Raw genomic sequence first — 25,005 nt, 5'->3', positions numbered from 1 at the left:
CACCAACGTCGACCTGCTGATCCGCAGCGACGACACCGGCCGGCCGCTCCCGCCCGCCACCCGCACCAAGCTGCTCGGCAACATGAAGGCCCAGATGCAGGAGCTCACCGTACTGATCGGCGACCTGCTCCAGCTCTCCCGCCCGGACTCCCCCAAGCCGGTCCGCACGCTCTCCGTGGTTGCCGTGCACGAGATCGCCGAACGGGCGGTCGAGCGTGCCAAGTTGCGCGGCCCGGGGCTGGTCTTCGAGACCTCCACCGAGCCCTGGTTCGTCCACGCCGACGCCGCCGGCCTGGAGCGGGCGGTGATCAACCTGCTGGACAACGCGGTCAAGTACAGCCCGCCCGGCGGCACCATCGCCGTCCGGCTCGACCAGGGCGTGCTGACCGTCCGCGACCACGGTCCCGGCATCCCGCAGGACGAACTGCCCTACGTCTTCGACCGGTTCTGGCGCTCCCCGTCCTCGCGCCAGCTCCCGGGCTCCGGCCTCGGCCTGTCGATCGTCGCGCAGACCGTCCGGGAAGCCGGCGGCGAGGTGTCGCTCGGCCCGGCCCAGGACGGCGGCCCGGGCGCGCTGGCCACCGTCCGGCTCCCCGGCGGCCCCTCCCCCGACTGAACGCGCAGGCCCGAACCGCGGGCACGAAAAAAGGGCGGGGCGCCCCGACAGCGCCCCGCCCCGGCCGGCTCACGGCCAGCGACCATCGACTCAGTCGATGGTGCTGCCCGGGCCGATGACCTTGATGCGGTCCTGCGCCGGCGCCTTCAGCGGCGCGGCGGCCGAGCTGTTGGCACCGAGGTAAGCGGCGAAGACGTCCAGGTCGGAGGCGCCGACGAGCTTGTCGGTGCCGGCCGCGAAGGCCGGGAAGCCGTCGCCGCCGCCGGCCAGGAACTCATTGGCCGCGACCCGGTACTTGGCGGCCGGGTCGATCGGCGCGCCACCCAGGCGGATCGAGTCGACGACGACCCGGTCGGCGCCCTTGTTGCGCATGTCCAGGGTGTAGGTGAGGCCCTTGGACGGCTGCAGGATCTTCGGCGAGGCCTCGTTGGAGCCGCTCACCTGCTGCTGCAGCAGCTGTATCAGCTGGGCCCCGGTCAGCGTCTTGACCTGCATCATGTTGGTGAACGGCTGGACGGTGAACGCCTCGCCGTAGGTCACCACACCGTCGCCCTCGGCGCCGCTCTGCTTGTAGACGAGGTCGGAGCGGATGCCGCCGGGGTTCATGAAGGCGACCTGCGCGCCGCCCTTGTCGGCCGCCGCGAGGCCGGCCTGCTGAGCGTCGGCGATGACGTCGCCGAGCGGCTTCTCCGGGTCGCTGTTGCCACGGCCGTTGATGTCCGAGGCGATGTAGCCCAGCGGACGGTTGGCGATCGGGGCGGCGAGCTTGGAGTAGTGCGAGATCAGCTCCGTCATGTCCGGAGCCTTCTCGACGGTCCGGCGCACGATGTGGTTCTCGGCCTTGACCGACGGCCGGACGATCGCGCCGGTGCTCTTGTCGAGCTTCAGGTCGATCTCGGTGTACAGCCGGCCGAAGGAGGCGGCGCTGGTCACCGAACGCGGCACGCCCTGCGGGTCGGGGATGGTGCAGGCGTACGCGTTGTGGGTGTGGCCGGTGACGATGGCGCCGACCGCCGGGTCGATCCGCTTGGCGATGTCGACGATCGGGCCGGAGATGCCCTCGCCGGCCGCGCCGCAGTCGTAGTTGTAGGTGCTGCTGGCCGGCAGGCCGCCCTCGTGGATCAGCGCGACGATCGAGTTGACGCCCTTGGCCTTCAGCTCGGCGGCGTACCTGTTGATCGTGCTGACCTCGTTGGCGAACTTGAGGCCCTTGACACCCTCGGCGGTGACGATGTTCGGCGTGCCCTCCAGGGTGACGCCGATGAAGCCGACCTTCACGCCCTGCGACTTGGTCACCCAGTACGGGGCCAGCAGCGGCTTGCCGGTCTTCTCGTTGGTGACGTTGGCCGAGAGGTAGTTGAAGTTGGCGCCCTTGAACGTGCGCCCCTCCTCGTAGCAGCCGTCGGTCGGGTGGCAGCCGCCGTCCTGGAGGCGGAGCAGCTCGGCGGAACCCTCGTCGAACTCGTGGTTGCCGACCGAGGTGACGTCCAGGCCGAGCTTGTCCAGCGCCTCGACGGTGGGCTCGTCGTGGAACAGCGCGGAGGTCAGCGGCGAGGCGCCGACCAGGTCGCCGGCGGCGACGGTGATCGAGTCGTCGGCGGGGATCCGGGCCTGGCGCAGCGCGGTGGCCAGGTACTCGATGCCGCCGGCCGGGGTGCTGACCGGCTGACCGGTGGCCGGGTCGATCTCCCGGATGGTGCCGGAGGAACCGGCCGGGGGCTCCAGGTTGCCGTGCAGGTCGTTGATGGCCAGCAACTGGAGGTTGACGGTCTTGGGCTTCTTGGCGGTCGCGGCCTGGGCCGCGGACGGCATGGCCACCGTGCCGACGAGGCCGGCGGCGGCGACGACGGCCAACGCAGACCGTCGGGTTCTGACGGAGAGCATGTAGGGGGTCCCCTGCACCTGTGAGAGCGCCCAGCTGTGGACAGGCCCGGGCGCGCGAGACGAGTGTCGTTGCGCGAGTGCAGCCTAGGGTCAACGCGCGTAGCTGTCAGGCCCCTGGACGTAACGACAGGGTTACCTACTGACGAATCGTCGTCGGATTCTGACCGCCTCGCCGGGCCCGCTCCGCACCCGCACCGGCGCCCCAGGACGCCGGCCCGGGGCCCGGGAAAACGCCCCGGGCCCGCCGGATCCGGGCTCAGATCCCCGGCTCGGCCGCCAACTGATGGTCGGCGCGCACCCGTTCGGCCACCGCATCCTCGGTCATCGCCCGGTCGGTATAGACCAGTGGGCGCTCCGCCTCGGTGATGATGTGTTTCACCACCTGGACGTTGCCGTTGACGTCCCAGACCGCGATGCCCGGCGAAAGTGTGGGGATGATCTCCACCGCCCAGCGGGGCAGGCCGAGCACCCGCCCGGTGGCCCGCGCCTCCTCGGCCTTCTGCATGTAGATCGTCCGGGTGGAGGCCATCTTGAGGATCGCCGAGGCCTCCTTGGCCGCCGCCCCGTCGACCACGTCCGACAGATGGTGCACCACGGCCACGAAGGACAGGCCGAGTCGGCGGCCGAACTTCAGCAGCCGCTGGAACAGCTGCGCCACGAAGGGGCTGTTGATGATGTGCCACGCCTCCTCGACCAGGAAGATCCGCTTCTTGCGGTCCGGCCTGATCCAGGTGTGCTCCAGCCAGACGCCGACGATCGCCATCAGGATCGGCATCGCGATCGAGTTGCGGTCGATGTGCGACAGGTCGAAGACGATCAGCGGCGCGTCCAGGTCGATGCCGTCGGTGGTCGACCCGTCGAACATGCCCCGCAGGTCACCGTCGACCAGGCGGTCCAGCACCAGCGCCACGTCCAGGCCCCAGGACTGCACCTCGTCCACGGCCACCCCGAGCGACTCCACCGAGGACAGGTCGGGGCTGCGCAGGGTGTCGATGATGTCGTCCAGCACCGGCTGGCGGTCCCGGACCGTGGCCACCACATGCCCGTGCGCCGCCTTCAGCGCGAAGCCGGCCCGCTCCTCCAGACCGCGCCCCATCGCCACCTCGACGATGGTCCGCAGCAGCGACAGCTGCCCGGTCTGGGTGATCGCCGGATCCAGCGGGTTGAGCTTCACCCCGCCGTCCCTGGCCGCCATCGGGTCCAGCCGGATCGACTTTATGCCCAGCGCGTTGGCGATCAGGTTCCACTCGCCGACCCCGTCCTCGCCCTGCGCGTCCAGGACCACCACCTGCCGGTCCCGGAACCGCAGCTGGCGCAGCACATAGGTCTTCTCCAGCGCCGACTTGCCGTTGCCGGACTCCCCCAGCACCAGCCAGTGCGGGGCGGGCAGCTGCTGGCCGTACAGCTGGAACGGGTCGTACACGTACCCCTTGCCGCTGTACACCTCGCGCCCGATGATCACCCCGGAGTCGCCCAGCCCGGGCGCGGCGGTCGGCAGGTACACCGCCTGCGCCTGGCCGGTCGAGGTGCGCACCGGCAGCCGGGTGGTCTCCACCTTGCCGAACGCCAGGCTGGTGAACGCGTCGGTGAGGTTGCCGATCGCCATACGGGGGCCTCCAGATCAGTCGCTCGGCCGGGATCCGCTCAGCGGCGGATACCGGTGGCGAACGGCAGGGTGTTGACGAACGCGCGGTGGTGCTCGCGGTCGCACCACTCCAGCTTCAGATAGCTCTTGCCGGCCGAGGCCCGGATCGTCCGCTTGTCCCGGGCCAGCGCGTCCGGATTGCGCGAGGAGACCGTGATGTACCCGACCAGGTTGACGCCGGCCGCGCCGGACGCCAGGTCGTCGCCCCGCTGGTCCACCCGGCCGGTGTGGGCCAGGTCGCGCGGGTCGACCGTGCGGTTCATCTTGGCGGCGCGGCTGGCCTCCGCCTCGTCGTTGGTCTTCTCGGTGAGCATCCGCTCGATGGCGACATCGGTCGGTTCCAGGTCCATCGTCACCGCCACCGTCCGGATCACGTCCGGGGTGTGCACCAGCAGCGGCGCCAGGAAGTTGACGCCGACCGGGGTCAGCGGCCACTCCTTGATCCACGCGGTGGCGTGGCACCACGGCTCCCGGGTCGCCGACTCCCGGGTCTTCGCCTGGAGGAACTGCGGGTGCGTGGCGTCCAGCTCGGCCGGCCAGGCATTGCGCCTCGACATCGCCTGGAGGTGGTCGATCGGGTGGTCCGGGTCGTACATCGAGTGCAGCAGCGAGGAGAGCCGGGCCTGGCCCAGCGGCTGCCGCACCCGGATGTCCGCCTCCGCCAGCCGGGCGCAGATGTCGGTCAGCTCGCGGGCCATCACCGAGGCGAGGCCCTCGTCGTCCCTGGCCCGCCGGCCGGTGGCCGTCCGCCCCATCGCGTGCGCCTCGGCGGCGAGGTCCCGGGTGTAGTGCATGCACGCCACCAGGTACGCCCGGTGCTGCTCGGACGAGGTCGACACCATCGACTGCAACTGGTCGTACGAGTCCTTCAGCCAGTTCGGCGCGCCCGGGTCGCCGCGCCGCTCCACGTCCTTGGCGTGCGCGTCCGGGTCGGCCGGCAGGGTCCGGGCCAGGATCTGCAGCCGGGTCACGAAGCCGTCCCCGTTCGCGACGTGCTTCAGCAGCGTCCCGAACCGGTCGACCAGCGCTTCCTGGTCCTCCGAGTCGCGCAGCCCGACACCCGGGCCCTCGATCTCGATCGCCGCCGTCACCGTGCGCCGCTCCAGGTGCATCAGCACCGCGACCTCGTCCGGCCCGAACGGCGCCGAGAGCCAGCGCAGCCGCCCGACCCCGGGCGGCGGGCCGATCTCCACCTCGCGGCCGTCCAGCCGCGTCCCGGCATCGACCGCGTCCGACTTCCACACCGCCCGGCCGCTGCGGACCGTCCGCCGGTAGGTGCGGTTGATCTCCACCCACTTGTAGAAGGTCCGGCGCCGATACGGCACGTAGACGGCCGCGATCGCCAGCGCCGGCAGACCCACCAGACCCGCGATGCGCAACGGCAGGACCGGCATCAGCAGACCCCAGAGCATGCCGAGGAACGCGCCGAAGATGATCAGCACGATCTCGCCGGACTCCCGGTTCCGGCCGATCGGCGCGTTCGGGCGGGCCTTGCCGATCAGGTAGGTGCGGCGCTGGTGCACGTACGGCTGGGCGTACTGGGCCCCGTACTGGCCGAGCGGTTCGCTGCTCACTTACCCGTCACCCTCCCTTCGCTGGATTGCTGTCGCGGATCGGACCCGAGCCCTGGGCCGGCGGCCCGGCCTGCGGAGGCGGCGAGGGCGCCCGGGACGCGTGGGCGGCGATGCCCGGGGCGACCGAACCGCCGCCGGCACCCCCACCGCCGCCGCCCGCCTGCGGGCCGCGGTCGCCGTGCGTGCTGATGCCCTGCCGCATGAAGTTCGCGGTCCCGTTGATCATCGCCGACCCGGCGGACACCGCGCTCGCCCGGGCGTGGCGCATGTTCATGATCTCGTCGCCGAAGCCCGGCACGAAGCGGTAGACGGCGGCGCTCGCGAAGATCGACAGGAAGAGGATCGCCAGCCCCGACAGCACCCGGGCGAAGTCGTCGCTCGCCCCCGCCCCGGCCGACACCGCACCGGCCAGCCCGAGGATGATCACGATGATCGGCTTCGCCAGGTCCACCGCCAGCATCACCCCCGCCCAGCGGCGCACGTGCTTCCACAGCTGCTTGTCCACCAGCCCCGCGTACACCGCCGTCCCCAGCAGCGCGCCCACGTACAGCATCGCCGCCCGGATCAGCAGCTCGATCCAGAGCACCGCCGCGGCCAGCACGGCCACCAGCGAGGTGATGATCAGGATCAACGGCCCGCCGCCGATGTCACCCTTCTCCAGGGTGTCCGCGAACCCGCCCAAGTACGTCCCGGTGTCCGACTTCGTCCCCACCGCGATCGCCTTGGTCAGCCCGTCGGTCGCGCTCACCACCGTGTACAGGATCAACGGCGTGAACGCCGACGCGACCACCGTCAGCCAGAGGAACCCGATCGCCTCCGAGATCGCCGTCGTCAACGGCGCCCCGCGCACCGCCCGCTTGGTCACCGCGAGCAGCCACAGCACCAGCGTGACGACCGTCGACGCGGCGAACACCACCGCGTACTGCTGCAGGAACGACGCATTGGTGAAGTCCACCTCCGTCGTCCCGTCGATCGCCCCCGACAACTTCCGCACCACCCACACCGCCGCCTGCGCGCACCCCTTCGCCAACGCCCCCAACGGATCCGTCACCGTCCCGACGGTCCCGCTCCCGGGCAGGGACGCCCCGCCGCCCGGCTTGTCCACGCACAGAATGCCGTTGCCGGAGATAGGGAGATCGGGACAGCTCGCATTGGGCGTGGCCGACGGCGACGGGGTCGCCGTCGGGGACGGCTCGGCGAAGACGCGCTGCGCCGCGAGCAGGGCCCCGAGCTGCACGGTCGCCAGCGCTCCCGCCAGCGTCCCCGCGCGGCGGACGGCGGGCCGGACGGCACCGCCGGCGGCGGCCCCCCCGCGCCCCGCTCGGCGGCCGGCCGACTGGTCGGCGGTCAGGTCAACGGGCATAGCGGAAACCCCCGAACTGCTGGACGGCGCCGGTGATCTCCTCGGCGGTGGCGGCCTGTTCGTCGCCCGGCATGGGTGCGGGCCCCTGCCGGCTTGCGTAGTCCGTGAGCTTCCAGTCGCCACCCGTCCAGCGCAGATCGAGGGTGAGCGTGAACCAGCTCGCCACCACCGGCTGCACCGAGCGCTCGCCGGCCAGGCCGGTCAGACCGGCGCACCAGACCTCGACCTTGGTCTCGGCGTCGGTGTAGCCGACCGCCTTGGCGCCGACCGGAACGGTACGGCTGACGAAGGTGAGGCCCTTGGGCGCGCGGCCCTGGGCGTCCAGTCCGTAGCGGGCCACGGTGTCGGCGCCGAACCCCTGGTCCAGCCGGGACTGGAGGGCCTGGGCGGCGGCCGGGTCGGCGATGGTGGTGACGATGGTGTGGCGGCTGTCGGTGCGGAACATGTCGGCGGAGCCGATGGCCACGGCGTAGTTGGCGGCGGCGGACTGGGCGCCCTGCTCGGTGTGCGGGAAGCCGGCGGCGATGCCGTTGACGGTGGCGGTCACCGGCTGGTCCCCGCTGGGCGCGGGGCCCGCGCCGGAGGTGGCGGTGGCCGCGGCGGCCCGGTCGGCGGAGCGTCCGGCGGCGGCGGTGCCGGGGTCGGGCTTGCCCCGGTTGGCGATGGAGATCGCCAGGACGAGCAGGGTGACGACCAGCAGGACGGTCAGCAGGGTGCGCAGCGGACGTGCCTGACGGGCGTTCATCTGCGACGAGGGCTGTTCGCCGACCGGCAGCCGCGTACGGGTGTGCGGCTGGTCGTCGGACAACGGCACGGCGGCCCTCCTGGTGCGGGGAGCCGGGGGCGGCTCCGGGGGCCCCTCCGGCCGTGGGCGGGCGGGAGGGAAGGGGTGGTGGATGGATTCCCGGCGTGGCGCCGGGCATGCACGGATGCCCGGTCGGACGGTCCGGCAGTCGGACGGTCAGACGATCGGACAGGCCGACCGGCAAGGATGCCGCGCCGTCCGCCGGCGCGTCACGACGGTCCGCCCCATGGGCGCCGTCGGCTCCGCCTCGGCTGTCCGCTCCACCTGCCCGGCCCGCGCTGCCCGATCGTCAGATCGCCATGCCGTACACAATGGTGAACAGAGTGCCAAGTGATCCAATGATGAACACGCCGGTCAGGCCGGCGATGATCAGCCCCTTGCCCTGTTCGGCACCGAAGCTGTCACGCATCGCGGTGGCGCCGATCCGCTGCTTGGCCGCACCCCAGACAGCGAGGCCGAGGCAGGCCAGGATCGCCACGGCCATGACGACCTCGACCATCACCCGGGCCTCCGAGCCGAGACTCGCGAACGGACCCCAGTCCGGGGCGATCCCGCCGATGATGGTGTCGATATTCGGCTTCTTTGGAGGGTCCTCGGCCAGGTGGCCGATCGCGATGCTGTGCACGCTGCTCTGGTTCATTTCCATCTCACCGCCCGATCAGGCAAATTCAAGGGCCCAGACCCCGCCCGCGCGAAGGGTCGGTACCTATTCTTGGCCAGATCTGATGTCGACTTGGCTGCTTCTCGCGGATTGGTCGTGAGTCATCGGACACGTACGCGAGGATGTCCACCGTACGAAGGATAGCGCTCACTCTTTGTATCTCTGATGATTGCGGTGAGCAACGCCTTCCGGGACACTTCGACTGACGATTCGTCGGGATGGTGCTGATGGTACTCCGGAAGGGCGCTACGGCCGCCGCTGCCGCAGGAGTTGTCGCGGTCGGCTTCATCGGGCTGGTGACGTTCGGGACGTATGCGGCGAGCGGGACTCCGCAGCGCCAGGGCAATGCCGCCGGACTCTCCCCGGGAACCGTTCCGGCCGCGTACCAAGGGCCGATCGAACAGTGGGGACGGCTCTGCCCCGATCTCTCTCCCCCGTTGCTCGCGGCGCAGTTGTACCAGGAAAGCGGTTTCGACCCACGGGCCCGTTCCGGGGTCGGCGCGGAGGGATTGGCGCAGTTCATGCCGGGCACCTGGGCGGCGTACGGCACGGACGGCAACAACGACGGCCGGAAGGACCCCTGGGAGCCGCTGGACGCGATCGCCTCGGCGGCCACCTTCGACTGCGCGCTCGCCGCCTTCGTCGCCAAGGTCCCGGGCGACCGCCAGTCGAACATGCTGGCCGCCTACAACGCCGGGCCGGGCGCGGTGACGAAGTACCAGGGCGTGCCGCCGTACCGGGAGACCCAGGGGTACGTGCGGAACATCCTGGCCACGTCCCGCAGCTTCGCCTCCCCGGTCGCGCCGGTGGAGGTCTCCGCGCAGTCCGCCGGGGCGATCTACTTCGCCCAGGGCAAGCTCGGCACCCCGTACCTGTGGGGCGGTGACGGGCTGGCCTCGCAGAACGGGCGGTTCGACTGCTCCGGGCTCACCCGGGCGGCGTTCGAGAGCGTGGGCATCATCCTGCCCCGGGTCGCCAACGACCAGTGGTACGCGGGCCCGCACCCGTCCCGCGACCAGCTGCGTCCGGGCGACCTGGTGTTCTGGGCGACCGATCTGTCCGACCCGCGCTCCATCCACCACGTGGGCATCTACGTCGGCGGCGGATACATGATCAACGCCCCGCACACCGGCGCGGTGATCCGCTACGACAAGATCGACACCAAGGAGTACATCGGCGCCACCCGGGTGACCTCGGACGCCGCCCAGGCCCTGCCGAACCGCAACGCCGACGGCGGGGTGATCGCCCCGAGCCGCCCCGGCGACCCGGCCGCACCCGCCACCCCGGCCCCGGCCCCGGCCGCTCCCTCGGCCCCGGCGGCCCAGGTGGCGCAGGCGGCCCCGGCCGCCCGGCCCACCGCGGTCGCCGCCACCGGGCCGGCCGGTTCCGGTCAAACCCCCGCAAAGAACTGATCCCCGACCGCCCGGCCGGTGTGCGCGCGGCGTGGACGCTGAGTCAAGTTTCCATAACCGCGCGTTTCCGTGGAACGCTGTCCGTCGGTTATGACGTTGTGTCCGTTGGCCTTCCGTCAGCCGCCCTGACCTGGGCGACGGCGGACGGGCCACGGCCGGAACGATCCAGGTGCAGCGGACCAGAAGGAGGTGCGGCGTGTCGACGCCGCTTGCCGACACGACCAACCCCGACCTCGGCCTGCTCTACGCCGTCAACGGCCTGGCCAAACACGCCCCGGCCCGGCTGGACCACCTGGTCTCCTGGATCGGCGAGTACGGCATCCTGATCGGCCTGGCCCTGCTGGGCCTGGTGGGCTGGCTGCAGGCCCGACGGCGTCCGGACGCCCCGGTGGCGGTCGCCGGGCTGCTCTGGGCCCCGCTGTCGGTCGCCATCGCCGAGCTCGCCAACCTGCCGATCGCGGCGATCGTGGACCGCCCCCGGCCCTTCGTGGACCACCCCGACCTGGAGGTCCTGGTCGAGGGCAAGGCCGGCACCTACTCCTTCGTCAGCGACCACTCCACGATGTCGATGGGCATCGCGGTGGCGCTGTTCCTGGTGAACCGCCGGCTCGGCTGGATCGCCGGCGGCCTGGCCCTGCTGCAGGGCTTCTGCCGGATGTACATGGGCGTCCACTACCCCACCGATGTGATCGGCGGCTTCGCGCTGGCCGTCGCCGTGGTGCTGCTGCTGGCGCCGATCGCGATGGCCGTGCTCGTCCCGCTCTGCCACGCCCTGACCCGCACCCCGCTCGCCCCGCTGATCCGCGCCGGGCGGCGCGGCGAGCCCGGCGGCGGACGGGGGCGGCGCGGCGGCGGGACGCGCGGTGCGCTCCGCACCGAGGAGCCCCGGCCCGAGTCCGACCTGGCCGCGTGATCGGACAGACCCGCCCTACGCCGGGGCGGTATCGCTGCCGGTCAGGTGCTCCTCGGCCTCGCGGCGGGCGAGGTCGCGCGAGCGCCGGGCCGGGGAGAACCAGCCGCAGCTGCAGGTCGCGAAGCAGAAGGAACCGCGCTCGCTGATCGCGACACGGTGCTCGGGCATCCGGACGGTGCCGGGAAGGTCCGGCAGCTCACTGTGCACGTGGTTCACGGTAACGCGCCGGACCACCGGCGCGCGACGTCCGGAACGCGCCCGGTCCCGCGTAACCCCTCGTGCCCCAACTCGTTTGCCCGGAAAGAGCTCTGCCCACCCCCTGGTGGCCGGCGGGGCAGTCGGGCCCGAGGGGGTTTCGCGAGGATGAAGATGACCGACCAGCAGCGCACCGGCCGGGCGGAGCGGCGGCCGCGGCCGGCGGCGGGGGCCGTGCTGCTCGCCGCCGTCCTGACCGGCGCGGCCGGACTGGCCGGCTGCTCGCCGGACAGCGCCGGGGGCGCCTCGGCCGACCAGCAGGCGAGCAGCACCCCGGACCAGCTCTCCGCCGACCCGCTGACGGCGGTCCGCGGCACCGCGGACATCACCGGCCGGGCCGGCTCGGCGCACGCCGCCACCGAGCTGGTGACCGAGTCCGCCGACAAGAAGGCCGTCTTCACCGGCACCGGCGGCTACGACTACGTGAAGCGGATCGGCCGGCTGGAGGTGCAGGTGCCGCCCGGTGCCGCGACCACCGGCAAGATCGTCGAGGTGCTGCTGCCCGGCACCGTCTACCTCCAGAACAGCGGCGCCAAGGTGCCGGAGGGCAAGTGGGTCAAGCTGGACGTCCGCCAGCTGCCGGACGGCAACCTGGTCAGTGGCGGGGCCACCGACCCGGCCTCCGCCGCGGGCGCGCTGCGCGGGGCGCAGAAGGCCGAACCGGTGGGCACCGAGACGGTCGACGGGGTGTCCCTGAAGCACTACCGCGGCACCCTGGACCTGACCAAGGCGGCCGACGCGACCGGCGGCCGGGGCGGGGACGGCCTGCGGATGGGGGCGCAGACCTTCACCGTGAAGGACGTCCCCTACGACGCCTGGCTGGACGACCAGGGCCGGCTGCACAAGGTGGTCGAGGTCTTCACCTTCGCCGGGGTGGCCGGGTCCAAGGAGCCGAAGGACCAGGTGAAGGTGGTCTCGACCACCACGCTGACGGACTTCGGCAAGCCGGTGGAGGCCGCCGAGCCCGCCGCCTCGGACATCTTCACCATGAAGCCCGGTGAGAACCCGAAGTAGCTCGGCGTGGGAGGCCGCCGGTCCGGGTGGGCCCGGGAGTCCCGGAGCCCACCCGTTTCGGCGGCGCCGAGATGGCCCGTCCGTGCCATGTGGACGGGCTCCGAAGTGCCTAGGCTGGACGTCGGGTGGCTGCCGCCCGGGCTGGTGAGGCGCTGAAGGGGTGGTGCAGGTGATGGCGTCCACGGGCGACCGCAGCGGCGGCCACGACGACGCGGCCCTCGACGAGATCGAGCTGGCCGGTGAGCTGATGATCGCCGCCACGGCCAGCAGCGGTGACCGGCTGCCGACCGAGCGGATCGACGAGGTGCTGCTCGACCGGCCCGACGGCGGCCCGGCCGCCGAAGCGGCGCACGAGCTGCCGGACCAACGCGAGCTGCCGGACCCGCGGGACCCGTAGGCCCCGCGGCACCCGGGCCGTCGCCGCCGTCGGCCGTGCCGGGCTCAGCTGCGCAGCAGTCGGGCGATCGCCGCGGTGGCCTCGGCGACCTTGGCGTCCAGCTCGGTCCCGCCCTCCTCGGCGGCGGCCGCGACGCAGTGCCGCAGGTGCTCCTCCAGCAGGGAGAGCGCGAAGGACTGCAGGGCCTTGGTGCCGGCCGAGACCTGGGTGAGCACGTCGATGCAGTAGACGTCCTCGTCGACCATCCGCTGGAGGCCGCGGATCTGGCCCTCGATCCGGCGCAGCCGCTTGAGGTGCGCGTCCTTCTGGGCGCTGTAGCCGTGCGGCCCGTGACCGGTGTGGGCGGCCCCGGCGGCATCCGGGGAGACCGCGTGCTCGCCGTGCGGTTCCGCCCCGGGCGCCTGCTCCGGCCCGGTACGCGCTTGCGTGGTGGTCATCGGCCCGCCTTCGTCTGGGTGCCTGGGTGGCTGCGTCGGCCTCCAGTGTCCAACACCCGGGCCCGTCGTGGTGTTCCTCCGACGCCGTCGGCCCGGAGCGGGCCGGTGACCGGCCGGCGACGGGTCGACGACAGGTCGACGACGGGCAGCAGCGGGCCCGGGAGCGGCCGCGTCAGGCCCCGGTCGGCCCCGGGTTCCCCCGTCCGGGGAACACCCCGTCGTTCCGCCCGCACAGCAGGGGCAATCCGGGCGAGGTTCCGTCAGACTGGGGGCTCACGCCCGTACCTGTGGTGCATCGGACCCACCGCTGCGGCAGCCGAACGGAAGGGGAGGTTCCGGCTCCTTTTCGGCCACCCCGTTTGCGCGCCCACGCGCGGTTGCACCTAGCATCGTTCAGTCCCCTACCCCGCACATCGGAGATTTCCGTGCGTTTTAGCCTGACCCCGAAGGAGACGAGTTTCTACGACATGTTCGCCGCCGCCGCGGAGAACCTGGTCGTGGGCTCGAAGCTCCTGCTGGAACTGCTGGGATCAGACGTGTCGGCCCGCGCGGAGATCGTCGAGCGCATGCGCGCCGCCGAGCACGCCGGAGACGACACCACCCATGCGATCTTCCACCAGCTGAACTCGTCCTTCATCACGCCCTTCGACCGCGAGGACATCTACAACCTCGCCTCGTCGCTGGACGACATCATGGACTTCATGGAGGAGGCCGTCGACCTGGTCGTCCTCTATGACATCCAGACCCTGCCGAAGGGCATCGAGCAGCAGATCGAGGTCCTGGCCCGCGCCGCCGAGCTGACCGCCGAGGCGATGCCGAACCTGCGGAGCATGTCCAACCTGACCGAGTACTGGATCGAGGTCAACCGGCTGGAGAACCAGGCCGACCAGATCCACCGCAAGCTGCTCGCCCACCTCTTCTCCGGCCAGTACGAGGCGATCGAGGTGCTCAAGCTCAAGCAGGTCGTGGACGTCCTCGAACAGGCCGCGGACGCCTTCGAGCACGTCGCCAACACGGTGGAGACCATCGCGGTCAAGGAGTCCTGACCCCCGTGGACATGGCAGCACTCATCGCCGTCGTCGGCGTTGCGTTCTTCTTCACCTACACCAACGGCTTCCACGATTCGGCCAACGCGATCGCGACCTCGGTCTCCACCCGGGCGCTGACGCCCAGGGCGGCGCTGGCGATGGCCGCGGTGATGAACCTGGCCGGCGCCTTCCTGGGCAGCGGGGTGGCGCACACCGTCTCCCAGGGCATCATCGAGACCCCGACCGGCAACCAGGGGATGGCGATCCTGTTCGCCGCGCTGGTCGGAGCGATCGCCTGGAACCTCGTCACCTGGTACTTCGGCCTGCCCTCCTCCTCCTCGCACGCGCTGTTCGGCGGCATGGTCGGCGCGGCCCTGGCCGGCGGCACCGAGGTGATCTGGAGCGGCGTCATCGACAAGATCATCATCCCGATGATCGTCTCCCCGGTGGTCGGCCTGGTCGGCGGCTTCCTGGTGATGCTGGCGATCCTCTGGCTGTTCCGCCGGGCCAACCCGCACCGGGCCAAGCGCAACTTCCGGGTCGCGCAGACCGCCTCGGCCGCCGCGATGGCGCTCGCGCACGGTCTGCAGGACGCGCAGAAGACCATGGGCATCGTGGTGATGGCCCTGGTGATCTCGGGCCACCAGAGCCAGGACGACCCGATCCCGGTGTGGGTGAAGATCTCCTGCGCGACCATGCTCTCGCTCGGCACCTACGCCGGCGGCTGGCGGATCATGCGGACCCTGGGCCGGAAGATCATCGAGCTCGACCCGCCGCAGGGCTTCGCCGCCGAGGCCACCGCCTCGACCGTCATGTACATCACCTCGTTCGTCTTCAAGGCGCCGATCTCCACCACCCATGTGATCACCTCGGCGATCATGGGTGTGGGTGCCACCAAGCGGATCCGCGCGGTGCGCTGGGGCGTCGCCAAGAACATCGTGCTCGGCTGGTTCATCACCATGCCGGCGGCCGCCCTGGTCGCGGCGCTGGTGTACTGGTTCGTCCACCTGTTCTGGGGCTGACCGGACCGCCTGTCCGGACACGGAAACGGAAACGGAAACGGACAACAGGCACCGACACGGGCACGGACACGGACGCGACAGGGCCCGCCCCCCAGATCTCGGGGGGCGGGCCCTTTTCATGCTTCGCGGCGGCACCGCCATGCAGCACCGCGAAGCAGCCTGTGTCGCGCTGCCCGCGCGGTCCGGCGGTTTAGCCGAAGCGGCCGGAGATGTAGTCCTCGGTCGCCTGCACGGACGGGTTGGAGAAGATCCGCTGGGTGTCGTCGAGCTCGATCAGCTTGCCCGGCTGGCCGACGCCGGCCAGGTTGAAGAAGGCGGTGCGGTCACTGACGCGGGCCGCCTGCTGCATGTTGTGGGTCACGATGACGATGGTGAACTGGGTCTTCAGCTCGCCGATCAGGTCCTCGATGGCGAGGGTCGAGATCGGGTCGAGGGCCGAGCACGGCTCGTCCATCAGCAGGACCTGCGGCTCGACCGCGATGGCGCGGGCGATGCAGAGGCGCTGCTGCTGACCGCCGGAGAGGCCGGCGCCCGGCTTGTTCAGCCGGTCCTTGACCTCGTTCCAGAGGTTGGCGCCCTGGAGGGACTTCTCGACCTTGTCGTCCAGTACGGACTTCTTGCGGACACCCGAGAGCTTGAGACCGGCGATCACGTTGTCGTAGATCGACATGGTCGGGAACGGGTTCGGGCGCTGGAAGACCATGCCGACCGAGCGGCGGACGGCGACCGGGTCGACGCTGGTGCCGTACAGGTTCTCGTCGTCCAGGAGCACCTTGCCCTCGACACGGGCGCCCGGGATCACCTCGTGCATCCGGTTGAGGGTCCGCAGGAAGGTGGACTTGCCGCAGCCGGAGGGGCCGATGAAGGCCGTCACCGAGCGGGGTTCGATCGCCATCGAGATGTCCTCGATGGCCTTGGTGGAGCCGTAGTAGGCGGACAGTCCGCTGACGTCGATGCGCTTGGCCATGGTCGTTCGTCTTCTTTCGCCCGCGGCCGGGGGCCGCTGATAGATGCAGTGTCGTACGTCAGTCGGTCGCTCAGTGCCCGGCCTTGGGCGAACGCCAGCGGGCGATGCCCCGGGCGATGAGGTTGAGCCCCATCACGAAGGCGATCAGCACGAGCGCGGCTCCCCAGGCACGGGCGTAGCCGTACTGGTTGTTCACCTGGGAGTACTGCATCCAGATGTACATCGGCAGCGACTGCTGCGGCCCGTCGAACGGGTTGTTGTTGATGTAGTCCGCGCCGAAGACCAGCAGCATCACCGGTGCGGTCTCACCCGTGATTCGGGCGACCGCGAGCATCACACCGGTGGTGATGCCGCCGATGGCGGTGGGGATGACGATCCGGAGAATCGTCTTCCACTTCGGCACGCCGAGCGCGTACGACGCCTCGCGCAGCTCGTTCGGGACGAGCTTGAGCATCTCCTCGGTGGAACGGACCACGACCGGCAGCATCAGGATGGCCAGCGCGAGGCTGCCCGAGAAGCCGGAGTAGTTGAAGCCGAGGGCGAGGTTCCAGACGGACAGGATGAACAGACCGGCGACGATCGACGGGACACCCGTCATGACGTCGACGAAGAAGGTGACCGCCTTGGCCAGCTTGCCCCGGCCGTACTCGACCAGGTAGACGGCGGTCAGCAGGCCGATGGGCGCGGCCATCAGGCTGGCGAGGAGGACCTGCTGCAGGGTGCCGATCAGCGCGTGGTAGATACCACCGCCGGGGCCGGAGGCCCGCACGCCGCGCATGGAGTGGGACAGGAAGTTCCCATCCACCACCTTGGCGCCCTGCTGGACGGTGTAGAAGGTCAGGGCCAGCAGCGGGATCACGGCCAGAATGAAGGCGACCCAGACCACCGAGGTGGCGAGCCGGTCCTTGGCCTGGCGGCGGCCCTCGACCTGCGCCGAGAGCACGTAGCTGACGACCACGAAGAGGATCGCGGAGATCAGGCCCCACTGGAGCTTGCTCTCCAGGCCGCCGACCGCGCCGATGCCGCAGCCGAGGGCGATGGAGCCGGCTGCCACGGCGGCCGGGGCCCACTTGGGCAGCCGGTTCGCGGTCAGCGGCCGGCCCAACGGGCGGGCGTCCGCCGGGACCGACGTCGTTGCCGTGCTCATGAGTTGGCCCCCGAGTACTCCTTGCGGCGGGCGACGATCAGCCGCGCGGCACCGTTCACCAGCAAGGTGATGACGAACAGGACGAGACCGGAGGCCATCAGCGCGTCCCGGCCGAAGGGCTGGGCCTCGCTGAACTTCAGCGCGATGTTCTGCGCGAAGGTGCCGCCGCCCGGGTCGAGCACGTGCAGCGAGAGGACGCTGCTGGAGGAGAGCACGATGGCGACCGCGATGGTCTCGCCGAGCGCGCGGCCGAGGCCGAGCATCGAGGCCGAGATGATGCCGGGGCGGCCGAAGGGCAGCACCGCGGTGCGGATCATCTCCCAGCGGGTCGCGCCGAGCGCGAGCGCGGCCTCCTCGTGCATCCGCGGCACCTGCCGGAAGATCTCACGGCTGACCGCGGTGATGATCGGGAGGACCATGATCGCCAGCAGGATGCCGACGGTGAACAGGTTGCGCGGGGTGGTCGCCCGGGACTGGTCGAAGATGTACGTCCAGCCGAGGTAGTCGTCCATCCAGCTGGTCAGGCCCTCCAGGTGCGGCACCAGGAAGAGCGCGCCCCACAGGCCGTAGATGATGCTGGGCACGGCCGCCAGCAGGTCCACCAGGTAGGCGAACGGCTGGGCGATCCTGCGCGGCGCGTAGTGGGAGATGAACAGCGCGATCCCGATCGCCACCGGCACCGCGATCACCATCGCGATCGTCGCGCTGACGATGGTGCCGAACACCAGGACGGCGATGCCGAAGACCGGCTTCGGGGCGTCCGGCGTCCACTCGAAGGTGGTGAAGAAGTTGCCCTCGTTCTTGCTCAGGGCGATGCCCGAGCGCCAGGTCAGGAAGCCCGCGATGGCGGCCATGACCACCAGCAGCAGGATGCCCGACCCGCGGGACAGGTTCATGAAGATCTTGTCGCCGACCCGGCTGTCGCGCCGGCGGCGCTCCCCGCCGGGCGGGGCGGCAGGGGTGTTTGAAGTCATTGGTCTACTCCGGTCTGGTGGTGCGGCCCCGAGGGGGCGGCACCATGGCGGCGGTGCCCCGGACGTGGTGCGTTCGTCGGTACGTTCCGCTGGGGACGGCCCCGGCCCCCCTCGTTCACGGGGCCGCCCCAGCGGAGGGTGCTACTGGATCAGGCGAGGGCCTTGACCGCGGCGGTGACCTTGCCGGTCAGCTCCTTCGGCAGCGGCACGTAGCCCGCGTCGCCGATCGCCTTCTGGCCGGCGTCGCTGATGGAGTAGCCGAGGAAGGCCTTCAGGGCGTCCAGCGTGTCGGCCTTGTTGCCCTTGTCGCAGACGATCTCGTAGGTGACCAGGACCAGCGGGTAGGAGCCCTCGTCCTTGGTCGCGTAGTCGAGGGTCAGCGCCAGGTCGCTGCCGGTGCCGGCGATCTGCGCCTTGGCGAAGGTGTTGGCGGCGTTGACCGCGGTGGCCTCGACCGGCTTGGCGGCACCGGTGTTGATCGAGGCGCTCTTCAGGTTGTTGGTCTGGGCGAAGGACAGCTCGGCGTAGCTGACCGAGTTCTTGACCTGCTTCACCTGGGCCGAGACACCGGCCGAGCCGCTGGCGCCCTGGCCGCCCTTGCCCGCCCACGCCTTGCTGGCCGGGTAGGACCAGGCACCGGCCGAGGTCTTGGCGAAGTACTTGGTCAGGTTCTCGGTGGTGCCCGAGTCGTCGGTGCGGTGGAAGGCCTGGATGTCGGCGTCCGGCAGCTTCGCACCCGGGTTCAGGGCGACGATGGCCTGGTCGTTCCACTTGGTGATCTGCGAGTCGAAGATCTTCGCGATCGTCGGGCCGTCCAGGACGAGGTTGTCGACACCCTCGACGTTGTAGACGATCGAGATCAGGCCCGCGACGACCGGCAGGTTGATGCCCTGGCCACCGGTGCAGACAGCCTTGCTGGCGTCGACCTCGGCCGGCTTCAGCGCCGAGTCCGAGCCGGCGAACTGGATCTTGCCCTGGTTGAACTGCTGGACACCGGCACCCGAGCCGCCGCCACCGTAGTTGATGGTGGTGTCCTTGCAGGCCGCGCCGAAGTTGTTCTTCAGGATGTCGATCGCGTTGCCCTGGGCGGTGGAGCCGGCGGCCACCAGGGGGGCCTGCTTCGGGCCGCAGTCGATCGCCGGGGCAGCGGCCGAGGAGCCGCTGGAGCCGCCGGCGGTGGTGTTATCGTCCGAGCCGCAGGCCGCGAGCGACAGCGAGCTGACGAGCGCCATGGCACCGATCGCGAGGGCCTTGGAGCGGCCGTTCCGCTGGAGCTTCACAGGTGTCCCTTTCTGTGGCATTGCCCGACGCGCGGGTCGTGGCCAGCACGACGCAGCACGGGTTTTGCTGAGGTCCGGGGCCCCTTCGGCCCGCCGGTGATACCGAAAGTAGGCCGGGCAGGTGACGCGTCAGCCGGTCGGAAGTGAACGCAGAGTGAACCTCGGACGGATGACAGGAAACTACGTCAGGTAGTAACGGTTGCGTCACGGCAAGAGCGCGGGAAGATCACTTCCACGCTTCCTTCACGACTCCCGGCCCCGCACCCGCACCGGCCTCGCACCCAGCAACGCCAGCAGCGCGTCCACCAGCCGCCGGTCCCGCTCATGGGTCAGCCGCGCCCGCGCCTTCCCGGCCGGCAGCCACTCCAGCAGGTCCACCTCCCGGTTCGGCCGGAACGCGCCTTCCGTCGGCACCGCCGCCCAGTACCGGACCTCCTTCGGCCGGCCCTGCGCCAGATAGTGCTGGGTCGGCAGCTCCGCCCCCAGCACGCAGGAGAACCCGGTCTCCTCCCGGACCTCGCGCAACGCCGCCTCGACCACGCTCTCGCCCGGGTCCAGCTTCCCCTTCGGCAGGCTCCAGTCGTCGTACTTCGGCCGGTGGATCACCGCCAGCCGCGGCCGGCCCAGCCGCCCGCTCCGCTTCGGCCGCCCCGGCAGCCAGAGCACCGCCCCCGCCGCCAGCACCACCGGCCCACGGCCGACCGGCCACCGGTCCGCCGGCACCGGCCGCCCGCCCACCTCAGGCCGTCCGCGATTCCGGCGCCGACCCCCAGCCCTCGGCCGGCGGCAGCTCCAACCACGCCTCCGCCCCCGGCGGCAGCTCCGGCCAGCGCCGGCCGAAGGCGTACCGCGCCGCCTCCACCTCCAGCCGCTGATCGGCGTGCACCACGCCCAGCACGTACGCCGTCGCCGGGGTGATCCGCGGCGTGCGCGCCGCGGTCGCCGCCGTCACCGCCGCCTCCGAGGCCTCCTGGTGCCGCAGCAGCACCTGGTCCAGGTCGTCCAGCACCGCCGACGGCCGCCCGCACACCTCCAGCGCGTACCGGGCCCGCTTCACCAGCACCCGGGTCCGGTGCCACGGCGCGTCGTCCGCGGCCAGTGCCGCGTCCGCGTCCAGCGCGCCCCGCGCACTGGGCACCGACCCCAGCCGACGCAGCCCGTCCCCGCCGTACGGCGTCGCCGCCCGCTGCAACGGCAGCAGCTGGGTGCTCGCCGCCAGCGCCCCGAACGCCGCCGCCGCCTGCGGCATCAGCACCGCCCCGGCCCGGCCCTCGGCCGGCTTCGCCAGCGGCGCGTCCGCCACCAGCAGCGTCATCCGGTCCGCCAGGGCGTGCAGCCGCGCCGACCGCAGCTCCTGCAGCACCGTCGAGTGCGCCCTGGTCCGGGCCAGCGTGAGCTGCCGGTCCAGCAGCGCCCGCGCCTTGGGCCCCCCCGCGTGACCGGCCAGCATGCCGGGCCCCTCCGCCTCGCTGCCGCTCAGCCCGTCCAGCGCGCCCAGCAGCCGGGCCGCCCGCCGCACCAGACCCGGCTCCAGCGCCAGCAGGTTCAGCAGCCAGGACAGCTCGGCACGCGACTCCTGCACCCAGCCCGGCTCGAAGGACCCGCCGAAGGTGTGCAGCAGCCCGCCGATCCGCCGCACCGCCCGCAGCAGGTCCCCCGTGCCCGCGGCCGGGACGGCCGCCGCACCCGGTCTCGCGCCGACCTCGCCCACCGCCAGCGGCAGGGCGCGCAGGAACGCACCCGCCAGGCCGGTGAGATGGCTGGAGAGGATGTCCCCGGCGGTCGCGGTGGAGGCCGCCTGGGCCGTCATCGGCGCTTCGGTCATGGCTAGGTAGATCCCCGTTCCCCCGGGGCCGTCCCCGGGGCTGGTGGCCGACCGCTCAGCGGGTCCCTGCCGCTCAGCGGCTCGCGTCGGTGGGTCGCGCGGTCGCGTCGTCGAATCTCGTGCCGTCGTGTCCCCCGGCGGCGTGGCCCGCACCGTTCGGTCCGGCCCGGGCACGCCGCGCGGTGTCGCGGCTCACGTCGTCACATCCGGCGTCAGCGGGGCCGTGGCGGCGACCGGCACTCATCTGGCCGCGACGGCCCGACGGCGCTGACGCGAGTCGATGAGGAGGTCCTGGACGTGCCGCAGCTGCTTGCCGTCGGCGTCCTGGGCGTGCCGGGTCCAGGACCCGTCCGCCCCGAGGTGCCAGGACTCCGTCTCGTCCGACATCCCGAGGTCGAGCAGCCCCGACAGCTCGGCCCGGTGCGCCGGGTCGGTGATCCGCAGCAGCGCCTCGATCCGGCGGTCCAGATTGCGGTGCATCATGTCGGCGCTGCCGATCCACACCTCCGGATCACCGTTGTTGCCGAACACGAAGACCCGCGAGTGCTCCAGGAACCGCCCCAGGATGCTGCGCACCCGGACGTTCTCGCTCAGCCCCGGCACCCCGGGGCGGATCGCGCAGATGCCGCGCACCCACACGTCCACCGGCACCCCGGCCTGCGAGGCCCGGTACAGCGCGTCGATCACGGCCTCGTCGACGATCGAGTTGACCTTGAGCTTCACGTGCGCCGGACGCCCGGCCCGGTGGTTGGCGATCTCGTTGTGGATCCGCCCCACCAGACCGTCCCGCAGCCCGCGCGGCGCTGTCAGCAGCCGGCGGTAGGACTCGCGGCGCGAATAGCCCGAGAGCCGGTTGAAGAGGTCCGAGAGGTCCGCGCCGACCTGCGGGTCCGAGGTCAGCAGACCGAGGTCCTCGTAGAGCCGGGCGGTCTTCGGGTGGTAGTTGCCGGTGCCGACGTGCGAGTAGCGGCGCAGGGTGTCACCCTCCTGCCGGACCACCAGCGACAGCTTGCAGTGCGTCTTCAGCCCGACCAGGCCGTAGACCACATGGCAGCCGGCCTCCTCCAGCTTGCGGGCCCACTTGATGTTGGCCTGCTCGTCGAAGCGCGCCTTGATCTCGACCAGGACCAGCACCTGCTTGCCGGACTCCGCCGCGTCGATCAGCGCGTCGACGATCGGCGAGTCCCCGGAGGTCCGGTACAGCGTCTGCTTGATCGCCAGCACGTCCGGGTCGGCGGCGGCCTGCTCCAGGAAGGCCTGCACCGAGGTGGAGAAGCTGTCGAACGGGTGGTGCAGCAGCACGTCCCGCTCGCGCATCGCGGCGAAGATGTCCGGCTGCGAGGCCGACTCGACATCGCTCAGGCCGCGCGCGGTGCCCGCCACGAACTTCGGGTAGCTCAGCTCCGGCCGGTCCAGCCCGGCGATGCCGAACAGCCCGGTCAGGTCGAGCGGGCCGGGCAGCGGGAAGACCTCCGCCTCGGTGATGTTCAGCTCCCGCACCAGCAGGTCCAGGATGTAGGGGTCGATCGACTCCTCGACCTCCAGCCGCACCGGCGGGCCGAAGCGCCGCCGCATCAGCTCCTTCTCCAGGGCCTTCAGGATGTTCTCGGTGTCGTCCTCCTCCACCTCCAGGTCCTCGTTGCGAGTGACCCGGAAGGCGTGGTGGGCGAGCACCTCCATCCCCGGGAAGAGCTCCTCCAGATGCGCCCCCATGACGTCCTCCAGCGGCACGTACCGCTGCGGGGAGGCCTCCAGGAAGCGTGCGAGCGACTGCGGCACCTTCACCCGGGCGAAGTGCTTGTGCCCGGACACCGGGTTGCGCACGACCACGGCCAGGTTGAGGGAGAGCCCCGATATGTAGGGGAAGGGGTGCGCCGGGTCCACCGCCAACGGGGTGAGCACCGGGAAGATCTTCTGCCGGAACAGCGAGTGCAGCCGCGCCTGCTCCTTCTCGGCCAGCCCCGACCAGCGGACCACCTCGATGCCCTCGGCCGCGAGGTCCGGCAGCACCTCCTGCTGGAACGCGGCGGCATGGCGGGCCATCAGCTCGCGCGACCGGGTCCAGATGAGGTCCAGCACCTCGCGCGGCTGGAGGCCCGAGGCACTGCGCTGGGCCACGCCGGTGGCGATCCTGCGCTTGAGGCCGGCCACCCTGACCATGAAGAACTCGTCGAGGTTGCTCGCGAAGATCGCCAGGAACTTGGTGCGCTCCAGCAGCGGGATCCCCGGGTCCTCCGCAAGTTCCAGGACCCGCTCGTTGAACGCGAGCCAGCTGCGCTCACGGTCCAGGAACCGGCCCTGCGGCAGTTCCTCGGCGTCCTGCTCGTCGGTGACGGTCGGCTCCGGCGGTATCCCCAGCGCGCTGGACATCCGCGCGGGTGGGGAGGGCGGGGCAGGGACGGGGCGGGGGATGCTCATGGGCTCCAGCTCCTCCAGCAGGACGGCGTCCGGACACGAAATGCTCTTCGAGCCGTCGCCCTCGCCCGTCGCCCACGCCCACCCACCCGGCGCGGTCGCCACAGGACCGGCCACGTGTTGGCCGACGCTGCACGAGCGAGACACTACGGACTTCATCCTGTGATCTTCGCGGCATTAATTGAATCCACGGTAAACACCGCATGGCCAGGAGGAAAGCTGAGGCGGTCAGTGCCGCGGCACCGGGTGCACAACCGTTGCCGCGGCCTCGTTCTCTCCGCTAGGCGCCGCCGGGGCGCCCTTTTCCGATCGTCACTCTCCGTTACGCGGAAAGGGGCGGCGGAACGGCCCCGGCCGACCCGACCCCGGCGCGGTACATCAGGTCGATTTCGTGGACGGTGAACCCCAGCCGCTCGTACACCCGCACCGCCGCCGGATTGTCCGCGTCGACGTACAGCAGTACGGTGTCCAGCCCGCGCTCGCCGGCGGCGCGACCGGTCAGATGACGCAGGCCCGCCGCGGTCAGCGCCCGGCCCAGGCCGCTGCCCTGCTCCGCCGGATCGACGCCGACCACGTAGACCTCGCCGAGCTCGGGCTCGGTGGCGGTGGCCGGGTGCACCTTCGTCCAGTGGAAGCCGACCGGCTTGCCGTCCCGGGTGGCGAGGAAGAAGCCGGCCGGGTCGAACCAGGGCTCGGCCAGCCGGTCGGCGAGGTCCGCCCCGGTCCAGGCGCCCTGCTCCGGGTGGTGGGCGAAGGCGAGCGCGTTCAGCCGCAGCCACTCGGCGTCGTCCTCGCCGGGGCGGAAGGTCCGCAGCTCGATCCCGGCCGGGAGCGGGGCCTCCTCGGTCTGCGGCCCGGTCCGGCGCATCTGCCGCAGTTCGCGGACCAGCTCGGCGCCGTACGCGCCGGCCAGGTGCCGGGCCGCCGGGTGGCCGCCGTGCACCCAGAAGTCGACATGGTCCCGGCCGGCCTTCCCGGCCTCCGCCAGCACGGCGTCCACCAGCGGACGGCCGAAGCCCCGTCCCCGGTCGGTCGGAGCGACCAGGAGCTCGGCGGCCGGGTTCGCCCCACTGTCGGGCACCTCCAGCTGGCCGTAGCCGACGACGCCCGCCGCGTCCCCGTCCGGACCGGCGAGCGCGAGGAAGTGGGTCACTCCGGGCCGGGCCGTCTCCGGGGAGCGCAGGCGGAGCCGCCCCTGCTCGGACACGGCCGCCCGGCCGTCCACGGCCTGGGCCTCCGCCAGGACCCGCAGGGCCGCGTCCCGCTGGGCCGGCCGCAGTACGTCGGAGGCGAGGACCGTGGTCGCGTCGCCCGTTGTTGCCGTTCGATCGTCCATGCCCTGACGATACGTCAACGGTCAACGCAAAGAAC

General features: G+C 71.6%; 23 protein-coding genes. 7 read left to right on the top strand and 16 right to left on the bottom strand.

Annotation, left to right across the window (positions count from 1 at the left end; translation table 11 throughout):
- On the top strand, positions 1-616 hold a 616-nt coding region (locus VR45_RS20375; protein ID WP_045941232.1), incomplete at its 5' end, for an ATP-binding protein.
- Positions 617-706: 90 nt separating this feature from the next.
- Here the strand turns inward: VR45_RS20375 and VR45_RS20370 are convergent.
- The 6 genes from VR45_RS20370 to VR45_RS20345 form a co-directional block, all read right to left on the bottom strand.
- A complete protein-coding gene (locus VR45_RS20370; RefSeq protein WP_045941231.1) occupies positions 707-2,500 on the bottom strand; it encodes a bifunctional metallophosphatase/5'-nucleotidase in 1,794 nt (597 codons plus the stop codon).
- Positions 2,501-2,756: 256 nt separating this feature from the next.
- Positions 2,757-4,106: an ATP-binding protein gene (locus VR45_RS20365; protein ID WP_037782249.1), complete on the bottom strand. Its 1,350-nt coding sequence runs from the start codon at positions 4,104-4,106 to the stop codon at positions 2,757-2,759.
- Between the two features lie 38 nt (positions 4,107-4,144).
- Positions 4,145-5,719: an SCO6880 family protein gene (locus VR45_RS20360; RefSeq protein ID WP_045941230.1), complete on the bottom strand. Its 1,575-nt coding sequence runs from the start codon at positions 5,717-5,719 to the stop codon at positions 4,145-4,147.
- A 7-nt stretch (positions 5,720-5,726) separates the two neighbouring features.
- Positions 5,727-7,082 (bottom strand): hypothetical protein, encoded by a 1,356-nt coding sequence (locus VR45_RS20355; protein ID WP_234326050.1) that lies wholly within the window; start codon positions 7,080-7,082, stop codon positions 5,727-5,729.
- Positions 7,072-7,896 carry a hypothetical protein gene (locus tag VR45_RS50095; protein ID WP_045941229.1) on the bottom strand — a complete coding sequence of 275 codons (825 nt, stop codon included), beginning with the start codon at positions 7,894-7,896 and terminating at the stop codon, positions 7,072-7,074. Before VR45_RS50095 ends, VR45_RS20355 begins: the two co-directional genes overlap by 11 nt.
- A gap of 280 nt (positions 7,897-8,176) precedes the next feature.
- Positions 8,177-8,527 (bottom strand): hypothetical protein, encoded by a 351-nt coding sequence (locus VR45_RS20345; RefSeq protein WP_045941228.1) that lies wholly within the window; start codon positions 8,525-8,527, stop codon positions 8,177-8,179.
- Between the two features lie 248 nt (positions 8,528-8,775).
- On the opposite strand from VR45_RS20345, the gene VR45_RS20340 reads away from it, so the two are divergent.
- On the top strand, positions 8,776-9,960 hold the full coding sequence (locus VR45_RS20340) for a bifunctional lytic transglycosylase/C40 family peptidase (protein WP_078896684.1): 1,185 nt from the start codon (positions 8,776-8,778) through the stop codon (positions 9,958-9,960).
- Positions 9,961-10,156: 196 nt separating this feature from the next.
- On the top strand, positions 10,157-10,873 hold the full coding sequence (locus VR45_RS20335) for a phosphatase PAP2 family protein (RefSeq protein ID WP_045941227.1): 717 nt from the start codon (positions 10,157-10,159) through the stop codon (positions 10,871-10,873).
- Between the two features lie 15 nt (positions 10,874-10,888).
- Here the strand turns inward: VR45_RS20335 and VR45_RS20330 are convergent, their stop codons facing one another.
- Positions 10,889-11,080: a hypothetical protein gene (locus VR45_RS20330; RefSeq protein ID WP_159394280.1), complete on the bottom strand. Its 192-nt coding sequence runs from the start codon at positions 11,078-11,080 to the stop codon at positions 10,889-10,891.
- A 162-nt stretch (positions 11,081-11,242) separates the two neighbouring features.
- On the opposite strand from VR45_RS20330, the gene VR45_RS20325 reads away from it, so the two are divergent.
- Both VR45_RS20325 and VR45_RS20320 read left to right on the top strand, forming a co-directional pair.
- Positions 11,243-12,142 (top strand): hypothetical protein, encoded by a 900-nt coding sequence (locus VR45_RS20325; RefSeq protein ID WP_045941225.1) that lies wholly within the window; start codon positions 11,243-11,245, stop codon positions 12,140-12,142.
- A 172-nt stretch (positions 12,143-12,314) separates the two neighbouring features.
- On the top strand, positions 12,315-12,539 hold the full coding sequence (locus tag VR45_RS20320; RefSeq protein ID WP_234326051.1) for a hypothetical protein: 225 nt from the start codon (positions 12,315-12,317) through the stop codon (positions 12,537-12,539).
- Between the two features lie 44 nt (positions 12,540-12,583).
- Here the strand turns inward: VR45_RS20320 and VR45_RS20315 are convergent, their stop codons facing one another.
- Positions 12,584-12,976, bottom strand: a complete 393-nt coding sequence (locus VR45_RS20315; protein ID WP_045941223.1) for a metal-sensitive transcriptional regulator — start codon at positions 12,974-12,976, stop codon at positions 12,584-12,586.
- Positions 12,977-13,401: 425 nt separating this feature from the next.
- Here VR45_RS20315 and VR45_RS20310 point away from each other — a divergent pair, with 425 nt between their 5' ends.
- Complete coding sequence (locus tag VR45_RS20310; RefSeq protein WP_030312623.1) at positions 13,402-14,022, top strand: DUF47 family protein; 621 nt, start codon at positions 13,402-13,404, stop codon at positions 14,020-14,022.
- Positions 14,023-14,027: 5 nt separating this feature from the next.
- Positions 14,028-15,026, top strand: coding sequence for an inorganic phosphate transporter (locus VR45_RS20305; RefSeq protein ID WP_045941222.1), 999 nt, complete (start codon positions 14,028-14,030; stop codon positions 15,024-15,026).
- 190 nt (positions 15,027-15,216) lie between these two features.
- On the opposite strand, the gene pstB is transcribed toward VR45_RS20305, so the two are convergent.
- The 8 genes from pstB to mshD form a co-directional block, all read right to left on the bottom strand.
- Positions 15,217-15,993: a phosphate ABC transporter ATP-binding protein PstB gene (pstB, locus tag VR45_RS20300; RefSeq protein ID WP_030397520.1), complete on the bottom strand. Its 777-nt coding sequence runs from the start codon at positions 15,991-15,993 to the stop codon at positions 15,217-15,219.
- 70 nt (positions 15,994-16,063) lie between these two features.
- Positions 16,064-17,140 (bottom strand): phosphate ABC transporter permease PstA, encoded by a 1,077-nt coding sequence (pstA, locus tag VR45_RS20295; protein ID WP_045941221.1) that lies wholly within the window; start codon positions 17,138-17,140, stop codon positions 16,064-16,066.
- Positions 17,137-18,114, bottom strand: a complete 978-nt coding sequence (gene pstC / locus VR45_RS20290) for a phosphate ABC transporter permease subunit PstC (protein WP_045941220.1) — start codon at positions 18,112-18,114, stop codon at positions 17,137-17,139. Before pstC ends, pstA begins: the two co-directional genes overlap by 4 nt.
- Before the next feature lie 149 nt (positions 18,115-18,263).
- Entirely contained in the window at positions 18,264-19,394 is a 1,131-nt protein-coding gene (gene pstS / locus VR45_RS20285; RefSeq protein ID WP_045941219.1) for a phosphate ABC transporter substrate-binding protein PstS, read from the bottom strand.
- A gap of 243 nt (positions 19,395-19,637) precedes the next feature.
- Positions 19,638-20,117, bottom strand: a complete 480-nt coding sequence (locus VR45_RS20280) for an NUDIX hydrolase (RefSeq protein WP_078896683.1) — start codon at positions 20,115-20,117, stop codon at positions 19,638-19,640.
- Positions 20,118-20,133: 16 nt separating this feature from the next.
- A complete protein-coding gene (locus VR45_RS20275; RefSeq protein WP_078896681.1) occupies positions 20,134-21,219 on the bottom strand; it encodes a CHAD domain-containing protein in 1,086 nt (361 codons plus the stop codon).
- Positions 21,220-21,459: 240 nt separating this feature from the next.
- Entirely contained in the window at positions 21,460-23,637 is a 2,178-nt protein-coding gene (locus tag VR45_RS20270) for an RNA degradosome polyphosphate kinase (protein WP_045941218.1), read from the bottom strand.
- 319 nt (positions 23,638-23,956) lie between these two features.
- Positions 23,957-24,970 carry a mycothiol synthase gene (mshD, locus tag VR45_RS20265; RefSeq protein WP_045941217.1) on the bottom strand — a complete coding sequence of 338 codons (1,014 nt, stop codon included), beginning with the start codon at positions 24,968-24,970 and terminating at the stop codon, positions 23,957-23,959.
- Positions 24,971-25,005: the final 35 nt, after the last annotated feature.

Origin of the sequence: Streptomyces sp. NRRL S-495 (genome assembly GCF_000966955.1) — a bacterium.
Classification (GTDB): domain Bacteria; phylum Actinomycetota; class Actinomycetes; order Streptomycetales; family Streptomycetaceae; genus Kitasatospora; species Kitasatospora purpeofusca.
The sequence above is the reverse complement of the archived record's forward strand: the minus strand, read 5'-3'. Positions and strand labels throughout refer to the sequence as shown.